This window comes from Pseudoalteromonas sp. PS5 (assembly GCF_004103255.1).
Classification (GTDB): domain Bacteria; phylum Pseudomonadota; class Gammaproteobacteria; order Enterobacterales; family Alteromonadaceae; genus Pseudoalteromonas; species Pseudoalteromonas peptidolytica.
Genome location: NZ_RCSQ01000140.1, coordinates 1 through 16,816, shown reverse-complemented (window position 1 = coordinate 16,816; position 16,816 = coordinate 1). Strand labels below are relative to the sequence as shown.

General features: G+C 40.7%; 14 protein-coding genes. 8 read left to right on the top strand and 6 right to left on the bottom strand.

Annotated elements, in window-relative coordinates; translation table 11 throughout:
* Window positions 1-91 precede the first annotated feature (91 nt).
* The 4 genes from D9603_RS16510 to D9603_RS16500 all read left to right on the top strand — a co-directional run bounded on the left by D9603_RS16510 (window position 92) and on the right by D9603_RS16500 (window position 2,512).
* The gene (locus tag D9603_RS16510) at window positions 92-304 is read left to right on the top strand and encodes a cold-shock protein (protein WP_010369631.1); all 213 of its coding nucleotides are present in this window, start codon (window positions 92-94) and stop codon (window positions 302-304) included.
* 116 nt (window positions 305-420) lie between these two features.
* Window positions 421-777, top strand: coding sequence for a hypothetical protein (locus D9603_RS21695; protein ID WP_161972761.1), 357 nt, complete (start codon window positions 421-423; stop codon window positions 775-777).
* Window positions 778-1,251: 474 nt separating this feature from the next.
* The gene (locus D9603_RS16505) at window positions 1,252-1,740 is read left to right on the top strand and encodes a DUF1579 domain-containing protein (RefSeq protein ID WP_128732140.1); all 489 of its coding nucleotides are present in this window, start codon (window positions 1,252-1,254) and stop codon (window positions 1,738-1,740) included.
* Window positions 1,741-2,050: 310 nt separating this feature from the next.
* Window positions 2,051-2,512 (top strand): hypothetical protein, encoded by a 462-nt coding sequence (locus tag D9603_RS16500; RefSeq protein WP_128732139.1) that lies wholly within the window; start codon window positions 2,051-2,053, stop codon window positions 2,510-2,512.
* 244 nt (window positions 2,513-2,756) lie between these two features.
* Here the strand turns inward: D9603_RS16500 and D9603_RS16495 are convergent, their stop codons facing one another.
* Complete coding sequence (locus tag D9603_RS16495) at window positions 2,757-3,542, bottom strand: hypothetical protein (protein WP_128732138.1); 786 nt, start codon at window positions 3,540-3,542, stop codon at window positions 2,757-2,759.
* A gap of 339 nt (window positions 3,543-3,881) precedes the next feature.
* Window positions 3,882-5,861 (bottom strand): alpha-amylase family protein, encoded by a 1,980-nt coding sequence (locus tag D9603_RS16490; protein ID WP_241651691.1) that lies wholly within the window; start codon window positions 5,859-5,861, stop codon window positions 3,882-3,884.
* A gap of 304 nt (window positions 5,862-6,165) precedes the next feature.
* Here D9603_RS16490 and D9603_RS16485 point away from each other — a divergent pair, with 304 nt between their 5' ends.
* Entirely contained in the window at window positions 6,166-8,772 is a 2,607-nt protein-coding gene (locus tag D9603_RS16485; protein ID WP_128732137.1) for an ExeM/NucH family extracellular endonuclease, read from the top strand.
* A 161-nt stretch (window positions 8,773-8,933) separates the two neighbouring features.
* Here D9603_RS16485 and D9603_RS16480 read toward each other — a convergent pair whose 3' ends face one another.
* The 3 genes from D9603_RS16480 to D9603_RS16470 all read right to left on the bottom strand — a co-directional run bounded on the left by D9603_RS16480 (window position 8,934) and on the right by D9603_RS16470 (window position 11,117).
* Window positions 8,934-9,899, bottom strand: a complete 966-nt coding sequence (locus D9603_RS16480) for a hypothetical protein (RefSeq protein ID WP_128732136.1) — start codon at window positions 9,897-9,899, stop codon at window positions 8,934-8,936.
* Window positions 9,900-10,086: 187 nt separating this feature from the next.
* Window positions 10,087-10,557: an energy transducer TonB gene (locus tag D9603_RS16475; protein ID WP_128732135.1), complete on the bottom strand. Its 471-nt coding sequence runs from the start codon at window positions 10,555-10,557 to the stop codon at window positions 10,087-10,089.
* Between the two features lie 71 nt (window positions 10,558-10,628).
* Window positions 10,629-11,117 carry a GNAT family N-acetyltransferase gene (locus tag D9603_RS16470; protein ID WP_128732134.1) on the bottom strand — a complete coding sequence of 163 codons (489 nt, stop codon included), beginning with the start codon at window positions 11,115-11,117 and terminating at the stop codon, window positions 10,629-10,631.
* Between the two features lie 528 nt (window positions 11,118-11,645).
* On the opposite strand from D9603_RS16470, the gene D9603_RS16465 reads away from it, so the two are divergent.
* Together D9603_RS16465 and D9603_RS16460 are read left to right on the top strand one after the other, a co-directional pair.
* Window positions 11,646-13,928: an InlB B-repeat-containing protein gene (locus D9603_RS16465; RefSeq protein WP_161972760.1), complete on the top strand. Its 2,283-nt coding sequence runs from the start codon at window positions 11,646-11,648 to the stop codon at window positions 13,926-13,928.
* A 235-nt stretch (window positions 13,929-14,163) separates the two neighbouring features.
* A complete protein-coding gene (locus D9603_RS16460) occupies window positions 14,164-14,868 on the top strand; it encodes a DUF4386 family protein (protein WP_241651690.1) in 705 nt (234 codons plus the stop codon).
* Window positions 14,869-14,959: 91 nt separating this feature from the next.
* Here D9603_RS16460 and D9603_RS16455 read toward each other — a convergent pair whose 3' ends face one another.
* Window positions 14,960-16,150 (bottom strand): AraC family transcriptional regulator, encoded by a 1,191-nt coding sequence (locus D9603_RS16455; protein WP_128732132.1) that lies wholly within the window; start codon window positions 16,148-16,150, stop codon window positions 14,960-14,962.
* A gap of 203 nt (window positions 16,151-16,353) precedes the next feature.
* Between D9603_RS16455 and D9603_RS16450 the strand changes: the two genes are divergently transcribed.
* The gene (locus tag D9603_RS16450) at window positions 16,354-16,809 is read left to right on the top strand and encodes a DUF6326 family protein (RefSeq protein WP_128732131.1); all 456 of its coding nucleotides are present in this window, start codon (window positions 16,354-16,356) and stop codon (window positions 16,807-16,809) included.
* The last annotated feature ends 7 nt before the right edge of the window (window positions 16,810-16,816 follow it).

Genomic DNA, 16,816 nt, shown 5'->3' with positions numbered 1-16,816 from the left:
AGATATACCAATGCGTTACTAGCTAAGTTTTATCTATCGCTTTAACGGTGATTTTCACCACACAATTAATTTTTTGAAAAAGGTTTCAATTATGTCTAACACAGTAAACGGCACAGTTAAGTGGTTCAACGAAGAGAAAGGTTTTGGTTTTATCACTCAGGAAAACGGCGGTAAAGATGTATTCGTACACTTCCGTGCTATCGTTTCTGACGGTTTCAAAACTTTAACTGAAGGCCAATCAGTTTCTTTCACTGTTGAAGAAGGCCAGAAAGGTCCTCAAGCAAGCAACGTAGTAGTTAACTAATACGTTTTGCAAAAGAGCTGGTGTAAACCACTAGCTCTTTAAAGCCCCAACCCCTTGTAGTCCTTGAGCAGCACATCAGGCAACAACAGCACAATTAAATAACACCCGTAACATCTGTGATAGTCGTCAGTACTTTTGGCGAAAATTTTGCAGAATCTAATCCAAACATTTTCAGTGCAATTGGTACGAGCCCCCATGACTTCCCGCAATCACAAGCGAAGAGAGCTTCACTGATACAAACCCCAAAACCTGAAACTTCTGACCTCACCAGTATCAAAAAGCGCATCGACCATGAAGGTCAAGTAAAACAACCAAACAGCCTACCACAGCTTTTGAGACAGTTTTCTGAACTCGAGTCTTATTTGGAATTAGCCGAGCTTACTGGGAAGTATATTTACACCGATAAAAAGCAAATATCTTTGATTATCAATCTATTTTGTCTCAACGAAACATCGAATCTGATAATTGCGTGAGACTTACAACACAACTTTCTCGGCTCTTCCACTGCGCAGTTGGTCAAGAGCAAGTGCTCACCGCTTATTGTTGAACACTCAAACAACGGCGCACAAATCTAGCAAATTGTGAACGTGTGTAGGTTTAGCCAAAAAAAACTTTAAAGCTGGTTGAATCGCGGTACCTTTGTTGTGCGAGACTCTCTAGATTTAATGTCAAAACATGGATAACAGGCAATCACTTCCTCTGAAATGACGCAATACACTCACGCTTGCAACCCTTTAAGCAACTTTTCCCAGCATAACTAAAAAATAGAGTAAACAAGATATTGTGGGTGCCAGTGTTAACTTTGCGGATCTCAGCCTCAACCCTTTTGCCATCCATTTTGTGAGGTTACCCATCCAAAAATACACAAACATTAAAATAAAACTGTATAAATAATCAGTATTCATGTTATTGTGCTTTAAAATTACAACAACAAACAGGGTAGTAAGATGTTACTGGATTCAGAACCTAATGCGCCGCAAGATTTTGACTTCATCATTGGCGATTGGAATGTAAGACACCGCCGATTGAAAGATATACTCAACGGAGGTGAAGAGTGGATTGAATTTGATGGGCTCTCTTCAACCGTTCATACTCTCGGTGGTTATGGAAACATCGAAGATGTCCAACTGAATTTTCCAAATGCTTCAGTAAGAGCAAAAGCTATTCGTTCATATAATTCTGCAACAAGAGAGTGGTCTATTTGGTGGCTAGATGGTCGAAACCCAAGTGCACTAGATACACCTGTTGTTGGTAAATTCTCTGATGGGATTGGATGCTTCTATGCAGATGAGCGCTACAATGATACTCCAATTAAAGTGAGATTTCTTTGGAATTCAACTAACCCCATAAAACCTACATGGGAGCAAGCATTTTCAAAGGATAACGGAAAAACTTGGGAAACAAATTGGTTAATGGAGTTCACTCCGAAGAATTAATCTGCTTCGAGCCAATAACAAAAGATTATAGCGTCAATAGCTAATTTTACGCCTTTGGCGCTTCCCATATTACATCTAATTTAATCTCAAACTCACCTTCTGACATTCGCTACTCTCCACTTCCTTTTAGATAAGGCATGTTTAATTAGAACTCTCTACAAGATCACAAATAGGAGAAACCGATGAAGGCATGAAGACATGAAGACATGAAGACATGAAGACAAATATTGCTTTAGCACAAGGTCATTTTATAGAAGTCAAAAAAGCGATAGTATGACATGTAAAGTTCAATTATCACAAAGAGTTCATCATGAACATTGTCAAAGTAGACACTAATAATGCTCAGGTTTATGCCAACCTTTACCAAGGTTACGGCGCAGAATTTTCTCCAATTATAGACGATAAACCAAACGAAAATGGTTTGTTTGAGATTTATCCTCAGCTTACAGGCTCTGTTACAGGTTACTTATTATATTTGGATGGTATTCCAGCTGCCCTCACGGCAATAGACGAGAAATCTCCAAAAGCATATGAAATCTGTGATTTTTATGTATTACCTTGTTTTCGTAAAAACAAAGTAGGAAAACGTTTTATCTCCAGTTTGTTTGAACAACTTGGTGGTTCTTGGGAAATCAAGCAAGTAGCAGGAGCGGAACATGCAACCAGTTTTTGGAGAGATGTGGTCGGGGATTATACCTCAGGCAACTACATTGAAGACATTTATGAAGACCATAAGTGGGGTACCGTAACAAGGCAGTGTTTCTCACACTAATGAATGCCATCATTTAAGAGAGAATAGCTGCTAGGATCTTGTTAATGAGTATTTTCATAACCCATAATTAATATTTAGTGGTTTTGGTTGTAATATTTTTGGTTTAGCTTCACCTTACCCGATTAAAAAGCACAATATATTAAGAACACTAAATTCAATAAAGATTTAAATTAAAATATAAAAATAAATTTAAATAAATTGAGAAATATGAGCGTAGCGTTAGCCACGCTCTTTTTATTTTTTGTTACTTAATCACATGTTCTTCATGGATAACATTAATGCTATTTGGATTTGTTAATGACAAAACCTTAACTGCTAGTGTTTTTCCTGCCGCATTTTCACATTCAATGATCTGATACAAGACAGGCTGTCCAGCCTGAGAATTATCAACTGTGATGTCAGTCATAAATACATCTGAATGGAATGGACCTTTGCCACTTTCACCGTGGAAGAGTCCAAGTTCAACTCCGCGGTTAGACAGTGTTGTGCAGCGTCCACTATTACTTTGACTATCCACACTTAGGCGACTCTCAACATGATACGCACTATGGTAGCCGTAGGTATTCGGACGGTGTACAAATTCACCTGCAGGTTGCGCGTTTATCTCCCATTCTACAAGTGGTGCACCAGGCACATTAACATATACGTCGTATTGTTCCCCTGATGCGCTGGTGCAAGAGACTTCAACGCGTTTATTCGCTGTTAAGTACTGCTCAGGAATGGTAGCTGTTGCCTGCTGAACATAATTACTTCCTGATAGCCCTTGTACGTTAGCATGCGCGATTTGCTCACCAGTTGTATGGTGATATACGTTCGCGTAACTACAAAAATCGCCCTCTCCTCGTGGGTGTAAATCAACCTTTAGGTTATGTGCAAACTCACTTGCAAGGATCGCTGTTGCTACAGGACCGTTGGTGTATTCAGTTACGCGTTCGAATCCATCAGTATCATGTGCCAGACTTGGTAAAGCCATACTATTTGCTGAGACAAATACAGCTGCTAAGGATAGTGCGAAACAAAACTTCTTCATTTTAAATTTTCCTTTTTTAATCTCATAGAGGGCATTGTTGTCTATTTGAAAGGGCCCGTTCGTAAACAACGAGTTGATAATAATTCCCAATGACAGCGCTGACAATAGCTTGTGAACACATTTTAATGATTTAAATCAATTTATCTAATTTTATTTTTAAAATGTTAATTTATTGAATTTATATGACTACATTTTAATCTAGGTTAATTTTAAACTTATCATTATTGCAAGCAAGAAAGTAGAAGATAGTAAATAACAGAGGAAAGGCCATTTAAAATAAAAAGTGAGCTAATTGCTTTTATCTCGACACTCAACTCACCTTATTATAAAGAATAGAGTTTATAAGGGTAAAGTCATCGCTGAGTCTTTACCAAACTCAAATACATTCATTTTTCCACATTGTGCAAAGTGGTTGTTACTCATATAAGGTGTACCCTGCTGATTAATATCAGCTTCCCAACCTTGTCCATTGTTCACAAAAGCTTTAACTTCAAACCAACCGTTAAAGGTATGATTGCAATTCATCTCGACTTCCAAAAGCCAGTAGTGAGCGCCCCACTGATTAAGCGGCATCACACCAAAACCATCTCTATCATAACGTTTTTCAGCTCCCCACTGAGCAGGCCATACATCTGAGGTCCAATCGAGTGGGCTCCCCTTTGCACCATTTGCTTGCCCGTTTTGAGCTTCAGACCAGTCCAACATGGTGTCACCTACCTTCCAAGGCGCAGTGGTTACATTTTTCATATTTAGATGCTTTATTGGTAATGCACAGCGCATGGGATTAGCAGAACAATCAACACCACGCTGTAATGCCGCGGTATGGTCAAGGCCACCACGAATGAACATATCTTGTCCTGATTGTGTCTGTGCTTTGATAAATACTAAAGTGCGCTGCCAATCCTCTAAATCCGGTGGTGGCGCTGTTATTTTACTTTGGTGATGAATTGCAAGTGCCTGCATCGCCTCAATTGACACATGTGCATAGCCATTCTCGTCAACTTTTATACTTTGGCCTAAGCACTGTCCTTCAACCTTTGCACCTGTTAATACATTACAATAAGTACCTGGCTCCATGCCTGTCTGCAATTGTTGGTTCATTCCAAAAGGCTCTCTGTTTATCGCGACAAATCCTAAGTTACCTCGAGAAAAAGCGATTTGGTTATTGCCGTTATCCCACCAATTGTCGACATTCCAATTTCCCGATGTATGGTTTCTAAACTGCATTGCTCCAGAGATCATTGGACGACGATGCTCACATTGCCACTGTGCACTGTTACAATTTAGATTACCGTTTTGATGTACAGGTAATGAAGGCGCGCCAGCATCAGTATTACCGTTAAACTCATAGCTAGACATGACTTTTGGATAGCCGTAAGGAAACGCCAACATAAATACATTAGCTAAGTCATAGAGGTTGCCATCTTTAAAGGTCACAATCGAGCCTGCACCTCCATGTCCGCGTTGATTGTCATGATTATCCGTAAACACTACCGCTTTATGACTCGGCATTAATCCCCATGATTCACCAAAACTTTTTAGCCACGCCAGCTTGCCTTGTTTAAAGGCGTTACTGAGCTTTATGCTATATTTAAATTCTGTGACTAACCCATTTTGATGATATTCAGATGCGGTAATGGCTTCACCGCCTTGATCAATCACCTCTTGAAAAATCACCGCTGGCTTATTTAATTTAGCAAGCACATCGGCAATATCATTTGCCGGCATGTGCTTACTGGCATCAAGACGAAAGCCTGCAACTCCCAGTGACAAGAGGTCATTTAGAAAGCCTGCAATAGTATTTTGTACGTAGTCTGCGTCAGTATCTAAATCATGAAGCCCTACCAGTTCACAATGCTGAACTCGCCAAGCATTGTTTGCGTAATCTTCAGAGTTGATTGCACATGTGTTATGAAAGTCCCGATGGCTATATATTGGGTACTGCTTGTTACCGAAGACATTTCCAGCAACGCCTTCACCGCTCCCGTGTGCCATGTGGTTTATCACAGCATCAACATATATATCAACTCCAGCTAACTTACAACGTGAGACCATATCGGCAAACTCAGCGCGATTGCCACCGCGACTCACAATCTCATAGCTTACCGGTTGATAACGCGTCCACCATTGTGAGCCCGTTATATGCTCATTCGGTGGTGATACTTGCACGGCTGCATAACCGTTTGGTCCTAAAAATGTTTCACACTCAGTCGCAACGTCACGCCAAGACCATTCAAATAAGTGAACAAATGTTGTTGGGTAGCCCTGCGAGGCATTGATAGGGGCAACTAAGCCTAACGCAAGTAGTGCTGTAGCCATAGATTGGATTCGTTTTGTTGTCATCATTATTGCACCTTTTCATGTTACACAAATTTAACAATATAGGTATCAATAATGATCGATCCATTGAATACGTATGCAGCAGTGGTTTTTTGTCAATGCACTTAGAAAAGAGGCATAAACACGACTTTGCATAACTTCAATGACATTTGACCTACAACCACAAACATTAAGTAAACCAATGTAAACAAAACATCAAGTTTAATTGAATTGTCATCAATAGTGATTAGAATATCGACCCGAATAAATATTCGAAAAATTATAATACACGGGAAAATAAAAAATGATTAAAAAATCAATTTTGGCCTCTGCTGTTACATTAGCTTGCCTAAACGCTCAAGCAGACGTCATTATCTCCGAATATATTGAGGGTAGTAGCTATAACAAAGCAGTAGAGCTCTATAATGGTAGCAATACTGCGGTAGACTTGAGTGGCTACTCAATAAACTTCTTCTTTAATGGTGCAACCGAAGCCCGCACACAAATCGAACTATCTGGAGCGCTAGCGCCAAAGTCTACTTACGTTATCGCACATGCTGATGCAGCTTCAGATATCTTAGCCAAAGCGCAGTTAACTAACTCTAGCAGCTGGTTTAATGGTGATGATGCGATCACACTGACACTTGATGGCAATACTATTGATAGCTTAGGTCAGCTAGGTGTTGACCCAGGTAGTGAATGGATTGATGGCGAAATCAGAACAAAAGACAAAACTCTAGTCAGAGATCCGGCGGTAACGCTTGGACGCACCGACCCTGGTGAAGCATTTATAGGTGAAGGGCAATGGCTCGCGCTGTCTAAAGATGACTTTAGTAACCTAGGTGTACACTCAAACGGTAATGATATACCAGAGCCAGAACCTGTAAAGTGTGGTGAAAACAATACCTTAATCAGTACAATTCAAGGTGCGGGCGATTCTAGCCCAGTTGCGGGTGAGGTCGTTGAGGTTCAAGCTGTGGTCACCTCAAGCTTGCAGTCTGACACAGGTCTTAAAGGCTTCTTTATTCAAGAAGAAAGCGCTGATTACGACAGCGATGAAAATACTTCAGAGGGTATCTTTGTCGCATATAACAACACCTCGGTTAGCGCCGGAGATGTTGTGAAGCTGCGTGGTAAAGTTGAAGAAAAATATGGCCAAACGCAACTTATAAATGTTGATGCAATTGAACTTTGTGGTACAACAAACGTGTTTGCAACCGCCATAACATTGCCTGTTCAAAGCAGCCTTGAGGCATACGAGGGCATGCTTGTTTCTATTACTAACGAGTTGGTCGTCAACGATACATACGGACTTGCACGTTACGGCGAAGTGCGTTTAGCTACCGAGCGCTTGTATCAGGCGACTCAAATCGCAGCGCCTGGTGAGCCAGCAAATCAATTAGAAGCACAGAACAAACGCAAAGAAATTTTGTTAGATGATGGTTCGTCAGTACAAAATCCTGAGGTGATCCCATACCCTACCCCTACTCTTGACGCTTATAACACGTTACGTTTGGGTGATTCGGTGACTAGTCTCGAAGGGGTCATAGGCTATGGCTATAGCCAATACCGTATTCATCCAACCACAACACCAAACTTTGTTCATACCAATATACGTACACAAGCCCCTGAAGTGGAATCCCGTGGCGATCTACGTATTGCCAGTTTTAATGTCCTAAATTATTTTAATGGAGATGGCCAAGGAGCCGGATTCCCTACTCCTCGAGGCGCTGACAACGCTGAAGAGTTCGAACGACAAAAAGCAAAAACAGTCGCAGCAATCACTGCACTCGATGCTGATATTGTTGGCTTGCTCGAACTTGAAAACGACGGTTTTGATGAGCGCAGTGCGATTGCTGATCTGGTTAATGCGCTAAATGTGTCAGATCCTGTTAATACCTATGCGTTTGTTAATCTAAATACTGAGCGAGTTGGTGGTGATGCTATTACTTCAGGCATTATCTATCGCAGCAATAAGGTATCCGAAGTGGGCACACCAGCTTATACGGAAACTGTCCCCTTTGACTATGGTAACCGTCCACCAGTAGTACAAACTTTTAAAGACATCACTAGTGAAGAAACATTCACTGTCGTAATGGCTCATTTGCGTTCAAAGGGAAGTTGTTCTAAAGCTGAGGGCTTAGATCAAGATCAGAACGATGGTCAAGGCTGTTGGAATCAAACGCGTGTCAATGCAGTAAATACGCTGTCACAGTGGTTAAATACCAATCCAACAGGGGTAGTAGAAGACGATGTCATTATATTAGGTGATATGAACGCGTATGCAAAAGAAGATCCAATTAACACCTATATTACAAATGGTTATGCTAATATCAAACAAGCCTTGCATGGTGATAATTTAGACTACTCGTACGTATACCAAGGACGTATTGGTAGCCTAGACCACGCGTTTGCTTCAACTTCCATGATGACAAAAATAAAGTCTGTGACTGATTGGCATATTAATGCAGATGAGCCTGTTGCACTGGACTACAATACTGAATACAAATCAGATAACCATAAGGCAAGCTTGTACGCGCCACACCCTTATCGCGCGTCAGATCATGATCCAGTTGTTATCGATCTTAAGCTAGCGGTAGAGCCTACCGTTATCGAAGGTGAATTTTCTGGCCTTGCAGGGTGGTTTTGGTGGCAACATCGCGAAATTGAACTGCCAGCAGGTTTTGATAAATTAGAAGTGTCAATGACAGGTAAAGGTGAAGCTAATCTGTACGTACGCCACCAGCACATGCCAAGCTTTTTCCAGTATGACTGTCGCCCTTATCTTTGGGGTAGCACTGAAAGTTGCACATTTAATCAGCCAGCTGAAGGGAAATGGAACATACGTGTGCACGGTTTGCTGCCGTATTACAATGTCACAATTAAGTACAAGGCAACCAAAGCAAATTAATCTAAGGTTTGGCTAGTTAATAACACTTATCAGCCTACCTTTACTAATTGGCTTATTTAGATTTTCTAAATAAGCCAATTCATCACTTTTCAAACCTTTCCTTAACAAGTTGAGCTAAGCAAAGGCTTTAAACCGATTTTCTTATTGAAATGCGCTAACCGTTAAACGCAGCTGACTGGACAAGTATCAGGGCCAAGTGGGTTTTTCCTACGTACGCTATCTAATTGTACTTCAATCGCATTTGAGATTTTTACGTTTAGTGAAGCTGTATGAGGCTGATCACCATATGTTAATGAATTACCAGACACAGAGATGCGAACCGATTGACCATTACTCATATTGCGAATAGCATCTTTGGCTTTGACACCCAAGTCTTCACCAGCATAGAAAAACTCACCACTGGGGATCGCTTTATCCAAAGAGAAGATGGTACGAGCGCCGCTGAGTTTATCGTCATTTACAAACCCTGCCATCTCTTTTTTCATTTTTGACTCAAAAAATGAATCAACGAGGTTAGAAAGACCAGGAATGCTGATCCCCAAAAAGCGTGTTTCAATATCAACATCTAAATTGATAGGTCTAACACTTAAGTTGGATACTTCACCACTGTAGGGGTTGTAAGTTGCGGTTGCCCAAATCTCAGGTGTACTTATTCTTCCATACGCTTTGAATATAATAGAAGGTGTGTTTTTAAGGGTAATTTTTGACTTTGAATTAATACCAATGCCGCCGATCTTAGCGGTTACTTGACCATTCGAGTCTTTCAGTTCAAATACCAAAGGCCCATTGATACTCGTTGACACATAGTCTAGGTCAAAGCTGCCATTAAGATTTGCATCCATCATCTGATACATTTGCTGTTTGATGTCCGCTTCTAGCGCATTTCTACGCGCCGAAGTCTTAGCCAGCACTGATTTTACATAATTGTTTTGATCCAATGCGCAGCTTTGATAGCTACCATAAGCAACTGAAGCCGAAACACGTGTAACATAATCATCACGGTTATGCTGCTCGAATAAATTATATAGGTTACATTCGCCAATATTATTATTAATTGCGGCAGAAGCGGCTGTTGGTACAACGCCAGCGGTAAGCACAGTTGCAAACACAAGTGACTTTGAAATCATTTTACATCTCCTTTGGTCTATTTTAGATTTCGGGTACACGTTAATATTCCTAAACTTCATTGTCAAAGAATAATTAATTCAATTAACAAACCAAGAGCAATAGGCAACAAATTGTTATCTAAGTGTTCTATTTTAGGGTTTTCATCCTAGCTGCAATGCCTAGCTATATGACAAACGAGGCAAAATACTAACGCCTAAGTTGTGATGCAAACTGACATACTCGCTGTGCTTCATCTGCGTTGCTTTGCCCTTGGGTAACCCAAAACTCGAGCTTAGTATCAATAAGAATAGCTTGACGGGTAGAATTACCCGGCTCAGGCTCCCAGCGCCATTTATTTACCGCTTGAAGTGCTGCGTCGTCAAAAACCCCTTCTGGGTAACTCTGGATCACTTTATAGCCCCCAGCTTTTCCCTCAGGAGTGATAGCTATTGATAAAGTAACGCATCCAGAGAGACCCTTTCTAGCTGCATCTATTGGGTATAATGGCTCACTCCTTTGGGTTTGCACCCAATATCCATCAGCTTGTACCTTCATCGGTAAATGTCTCATATCAAGATATTGGAAACGTTCTGGCTGTTTTTCGGTTGCTGTGGTAGCCGCATTGTTACTTTGGCACCCACAAAGTAGTAGTAATGCTACAAGCGAGATTTTTTTCATATTTAATGATTCCCTTTAAATAAAAGCGATAACGAGTGTGTAGTTGAATCTTACATATTTTTTTGCTGCGCTTAACAGATTTTTTTATTGTAAATCTGATAGATATAAGCATCATGCTTGTCACCCGCTATATCTAAAAATGCCGGTAAACAACTTTTACGTTTCATGCCTAATTTAACCATAAGTCTCTGAGATTGAAGATTATCGACAGCACATATGGCTTGAATAATATCAACATTAAAGCTGTTGAATCCCTGCTCAATGAGAGCGCTTGCTGCCTCTAATCCGTATCCTTTACCAATCTCACGTTCAGCCAAGCGAAGTCCAATTTCCCCTATTTTTTGCGTTTTATCAACATATTTAAACACCAACTCACCGATAAGTTGTGCTCGCATTTTATGTATAATCGCAAGAATAAGGCGCTCACCTGATTCTGCGTTCCAGGGTTTAGATGCTTGTCTCAGCCTTTCTTTAGCCAACTCTCGAGTAACTGGCAAACCAATATACTTGGAGGTGATCGGGCTTTTTCTGTGTGCGAATACAGCATCTAAATCTGCCATTGTCATTCACCTTATCGATAACCGTGTTGTTTCAAACTGCAGCTTCACTTTCCTTATTAACCAACGTAAAACACAACCTTGCGGCCCACTCAAACGCCAGCGTTACATACTTTACATCACCACAAGGACTATTAATTAATCGTAAAGATTATCGTTTTTTACATTTGTTCACAAATTGGAGTCAGTGGTGTCTCTGTAAAACCTATACATCATGATAAATTAGGTTGTTTACTCCAATATAATCGCTAGTAACGCAATGTCAGATTGCTGCATAAAGTGCATCAGCGGGCAAGTACAAGATTTGTAATACAAATATGCTTAACTAAGTGATCGATTTTGAGGCAAGAGTTTTTCTATTTAGGTGTCCTAAACAAGAAATTTTTAACGCAGTGGGCGTCAGATTTACGCCTTCGAATTGAGCAAGAATTAAGACTAATTGATATAAATTAACGTCTTAACAAAGACAGTACTCCAGCAGTTTAGATTATGCTCACTAGCAAGCTAGATAATAACTCTAAAGGAATAACAATGAGTTCAAACCGTTTATACTCAATCAAATTACTCCCTGTGCTATGTGGCATAACCATAACAACTACCCATGCTCAAGCGCAGTTACAAGCTAATCACGTTATAGGATCGGCAGTCGACTGTAATAGCAAGATAGACTTGCTCACCGACAACTTTAATACAACCATAGGTCACCACTCTATCCCCGCAAAAGCGCAACTAGAGCTAATCGCTACAGACTGTCAGCAAGCGCAACCTAATACAACTGCCGACCGTACACCTCCTGAATTAAAGTCCATTTATCTCAGTAGCAAAACTGTTAATGTTGAACAAGGTGATAAGACCATTAATGTAACCATTCGGCTTTACGACGAAAGCGGTATCAAGAGTACGCGTGTGTATCTATCTCCTCCAACAGGATTTAATTGGGGAACCAATAAGTCTGCGGTTGCAGCAAATTGGCAACAAACGGATGAAGTAGGCGTTTATGAAAGTACCGTTAGCTTTAACTTTACCGAAACAGACCTCAACGGCACGTGGTTTTTGACCTTAGCGATGCTAATAGATAACAACAACGCAGCACGCTTTTGGGTACGAGATAGCGAAATGGAAGCTGCAGGCTTCGACCCGTATGTCACCGTGGTGAATAGTAAAGTCTCAGAAACAGTTGCACCAGAAATAAAGAATATCACCATTTCAGCATCAGAGATTGATGTAGATTCTGGCGACAAAAACATTGATATAACCATTGAAGCTTATGATCAATCAGGAATGTCCAAAGGGGTTGTGAAACTATCGCCACCAACTCAGTATAAATCAGTAGCAACTAAACAGGCAGAATCTACACAGTGGCAAGAAACGCAAGAAGAAGGGATTTATAAATCGACTTATTCATTCGTATTTTCAGGGGATGCTCTGCCTGGTGAGTGGCTTATTTCTTCTGCAACATTAACAGATAGCAGTGGCAATACTGGCGTTTTCAACCATGGGCAATTACACCAACTTGGTGTGCCTGTTACTTTCAAAGTAAGCAACAGTAACCAGTTAGACATTTTCCCTCCCCGCACTGAATTTGTTGCGCTTTCTACAAATGAATTGTCATCCGCAGTAGGAGAGCAAAGTATTACTTTACAAGTCACTATGTCTGATACTTCTGCTATGGAAAAAGGCTACTATGTGCTGCGCTCACCAGAAGGCAGCACGGCTCAGGATAAACTATTTACCATCGAGCAGTGGCAACAAGGCGACAAGGAGCATGAACAAATAGGCACTGCAACAATCCAGTTTAGTGGTGAAGAGCTAAAGAGCGCTCAAGGGGTGTGGACGTTCGAGTCAAGTATCCAAATCGACTCGAAGGGAAATTACAGCTTCGGTGCGACGGCTCGCGAACTAACAACTTTAGGGGCAACACCATACCTGTTTGTTGATGTTGATAATGTAAGTAACCTTGCAGTATTAAACCTACCAGATCCGCATTCCATTAAACTAGGTGCTTCACAGACAATAAATTTTGAAGTATCGGAGCAGACACTGAATTTGTTGCCTGACTATTTCACCATAGAAATAGACGCAGCTTCTGAACTGGCTGTGGATGTTAAATCAGAAGATCAAAATTATTCCGTGACCTGTAGTAATGAAGGCCAAACTAAATCATGTCTGTTTAGTGGTATTAGTGGAGTTAAATCAACTTCTGCGGCGCTGACTATCACGCCAAATAAAATAGGTACTTTCCCTGTATCTTTGAGACTGACAAGCCAAAATCATGAGTTAAAGTATAGTGATAATCAACGCACTTTAGCTGTGTTGGTTGATGAGCCAACGTTATTTGAAGTTATTTTTAAGAACTGGGATGGCACCTTACTCTCAACTCAAACCATTGCTGAAAATGCTCCTGCAACAGCCCCAGAAGTACCACTTAGAGAGGGCTACACCTTTTCAAACTGGAGCGCTGACTTTAGTAAGATTACGCAAGATCTCACTATTACTGCAAAGTTTCAAATTAATAAATACCAAGTCAAATTTGTAGATTGGAATGATGTGTCAATAGCAACCGTTGAAGTCGAGCATGGCGCCGCAGCAACACCTCCGAGTGCACCAACACGCAGTGGCTATACTTTTATTGGCTGGGATACGACATTTGAACGCGTAACCGGTGAGATGGTGGTAAAAGCAAAGTATCAAGCGGATCAAGGCACCGAGAGTGCTGTACAAAATGATGCCGGTAGCTCTGGTGGTAGTGTTGGCTTTTTCATTCCGTTATTGAGCGCCTTATTAATCTCGTTTAGACGTAAATATCGTGCTTAACTAAAAGTGATGAAAGAAACGGCTCAATATAACGTATTGTGCTGTTTCTTTTTAGGGCATCATCGATTTTTCTTTGCATATCTTTTCAATTGATTTTCGCTACAGAGCGTAACCCAGTATAACACCTCTTGTTACAAACAAAGCGATGCCCCTTGGTGTGTTCAACTTTATATGTTGCTAAACTGCTAACAACAATCACTTATCAGTTAGAAGGAACCTCTATGTCACTACAACAATGGGGAGGTATTGCTGCACTCACCAAAGCTGCAACTTATCTATTTGGTTTTGTGCTTTTTTCGGTGTATTAGATACCAGTAAGTATGATACTCCTGAACTTTCTTTAGATTTCCTAATACAAAACCGAGATACATTTTTTCTTGCCTATATTGTTATCGGCATTATCTTTAGTTTAGCCTTAATTGTGTTAGTGCAGACTATTTACCAACGCTTTAAGCGGTTTTCGCCCGAACTGATGAAGTTCACTAGTGTTATTGGTTATATTTGGGCAACAATCGTGCTGGCAAGCACTTTTGTATTCTTGACCAGTATTGAAGTAATTGCAGCATTGTATGAACAAGATCCAACCTTGGCACTAACGATAAAGCAAACCATTTCTATCGTTGTTAATGCGCTCGGAGGAGGCATCGAATTAGTGGGAGCCTTGTGGGTGCTGGCTATCAGTTATGTTGGCATAAAACATCGGGTATTTAGCCCTCTATTACATTATTGGGGGCTATTGGTCGGGTTAGCTGGGGTCTTAACTTTGTTTTCTGGTCTGTCTTTTCTCATCACAAACCCGTTTTTTGAAGTCACCACGGCTATATTTGGTTTAGGACAGATAGTATGGTTCATTGCACTTGGTGTTATTCTCATCAAACACGCACCTGCTGGGTCATCTGACTCATATCAAGGACAAACGAGCAAGCATTCACCCATATAAAAAGTAGCTTGAATGTGAAAAGAGCTTAACCTCATTCTGTTTCAAAGCTTCTGGTTACTAGCGGGAGCTTTGGATACCACCTCCACCGGTATTATACGCGTCTGTGTTCAGTGTTTTTTTGTCTAAAAGCCTTTGGGGTCATACCCGTTTCTTTTTTAAATGCTTTGTAAAATGACGAGCGGGCATTAAACCCTACTTCAAGCGCAATATTAAGCACTGATGACTTACTTGATAGCAAATGTGACTTTGACGCTTCTATGCGCCATTGATTAACAAAATCAAAAAAGCTAACTCCTAAGGTCTCGTTTAGTGTCTGGGAAAGATAATTTGGAGACACCCCCGTGGCTTGCGCCAACTTTTGTAATGTCAGGTTGGGATCTAAAAATAATGCCTGATCTTGCATAGCCTCGTTTATTTTGCTCACAATGCGTTTTGACTGAGCAGCCCCAAGTGCAGATTTAGCGTATTTTTTATTGTCCAATTCGTTTACTATGGTTCCATCGGTTCCTTGCAAGGTGCCCGCAGTTTGAAACTCCAAAGGCAAAAGTAGCCGTTGCTTTTGTTGCATCGCAAAAAATGTCACACACCAGATCAATACCAATGCTGTAAACACCTCAAGTCTCAGTGTCAGTATGGCCTGACCCAATAAATTAGATAAAAACGTAATAAATAGTACAAATATCCAAATACAGATCAACGCAAAGACTAAGCGCTTAGCAGCATAAAAGTGATGGTTGTCTAGGTTGGAATAGTAGCCTTTGATATGTGCATTAAATACAAACAGCCGCTTTGTGATGATAATAAGCGTATATGCACATTCAATTAACCACATACATATAAGTAACAACATCGAGACCGCTAATAAAATAGAAAAGCGTGCACTTGGCTCTTCATTTTTAACGAAAAGTGCATGGTGTTGCTCTGGTGGAAGCACGGCTATCATCGCAGCAACGAGCATCGCGGGCCATAACAACAAAAATGCGCGCAATTGTGAGCGATGCAACGTCCAGCTGTCTACCGTTGTGATCCCTTCAATATATAACCTCATTGCAGGGCACAATACAAATAGCATGACAAACCCAAAAACTGTGTAGGCTTGATACCACGTCGGTAAAAACGTCTGCACTAAGGTGTTCATCGCCAGCACACCACAAGCTGACAAAAATAGTACTAAAGGTAAGCGAAAAGTCCGAGTTCGTTGATGACTCAGCAATACCGGTACACTTAACACAACTTGACCAACAAGCATTGCGCTTAACACTATCACTATCGGATCTGCCACTTTTCACCCCTGAAATGTTATAAACAGACTTATATAGTCCTTTGTTTTTAATGCTTTTAAATTTTATTTTGGCACTTTTATGTCCGTGCCTTTACGCATGGACGACCCATTCATACATAACAATTATCCTCAAATGGTTCTGTAAGCAACCACGAAACAAAAAGTAACCTAAATGGGTACTTCATACGACTTAAGGAATTGGTATGACACATTCAACACCAGCAGATGAATACAAACAAGACCCAAAAATACGAATTAAACTAGCAACACTATGGCTTTTAGTCATGCTCAATATGGCATACGCTGACATTCTTGCTTTTGTATCAGCGTTTATCACACCAGGTGTGATTGATTCACTCATGGCCGGCTACTCTGGCGATGTTAAGCTATCACAACCTTTACTACTGATCTCTGCAATATTAATAGAGATCCCAATCGCCATGATTTTTCTATCTCAGTTTCTTAACTATCAATGGAACCGAGTATGTAACCTGATTGCCGCCCCATTAACCTTTGTATTTATACTCGCAGGCGTTGAAACTGAGCCATTTTATGTTTTCTTGGCAACCATTCAGCTCACTTTACTTTTATACATCGCATGGACAGCCATTAGGTGGCCTAATCCACTCACCCTTTCTGTGCAAAAAACACTTTCATAAACTCGCA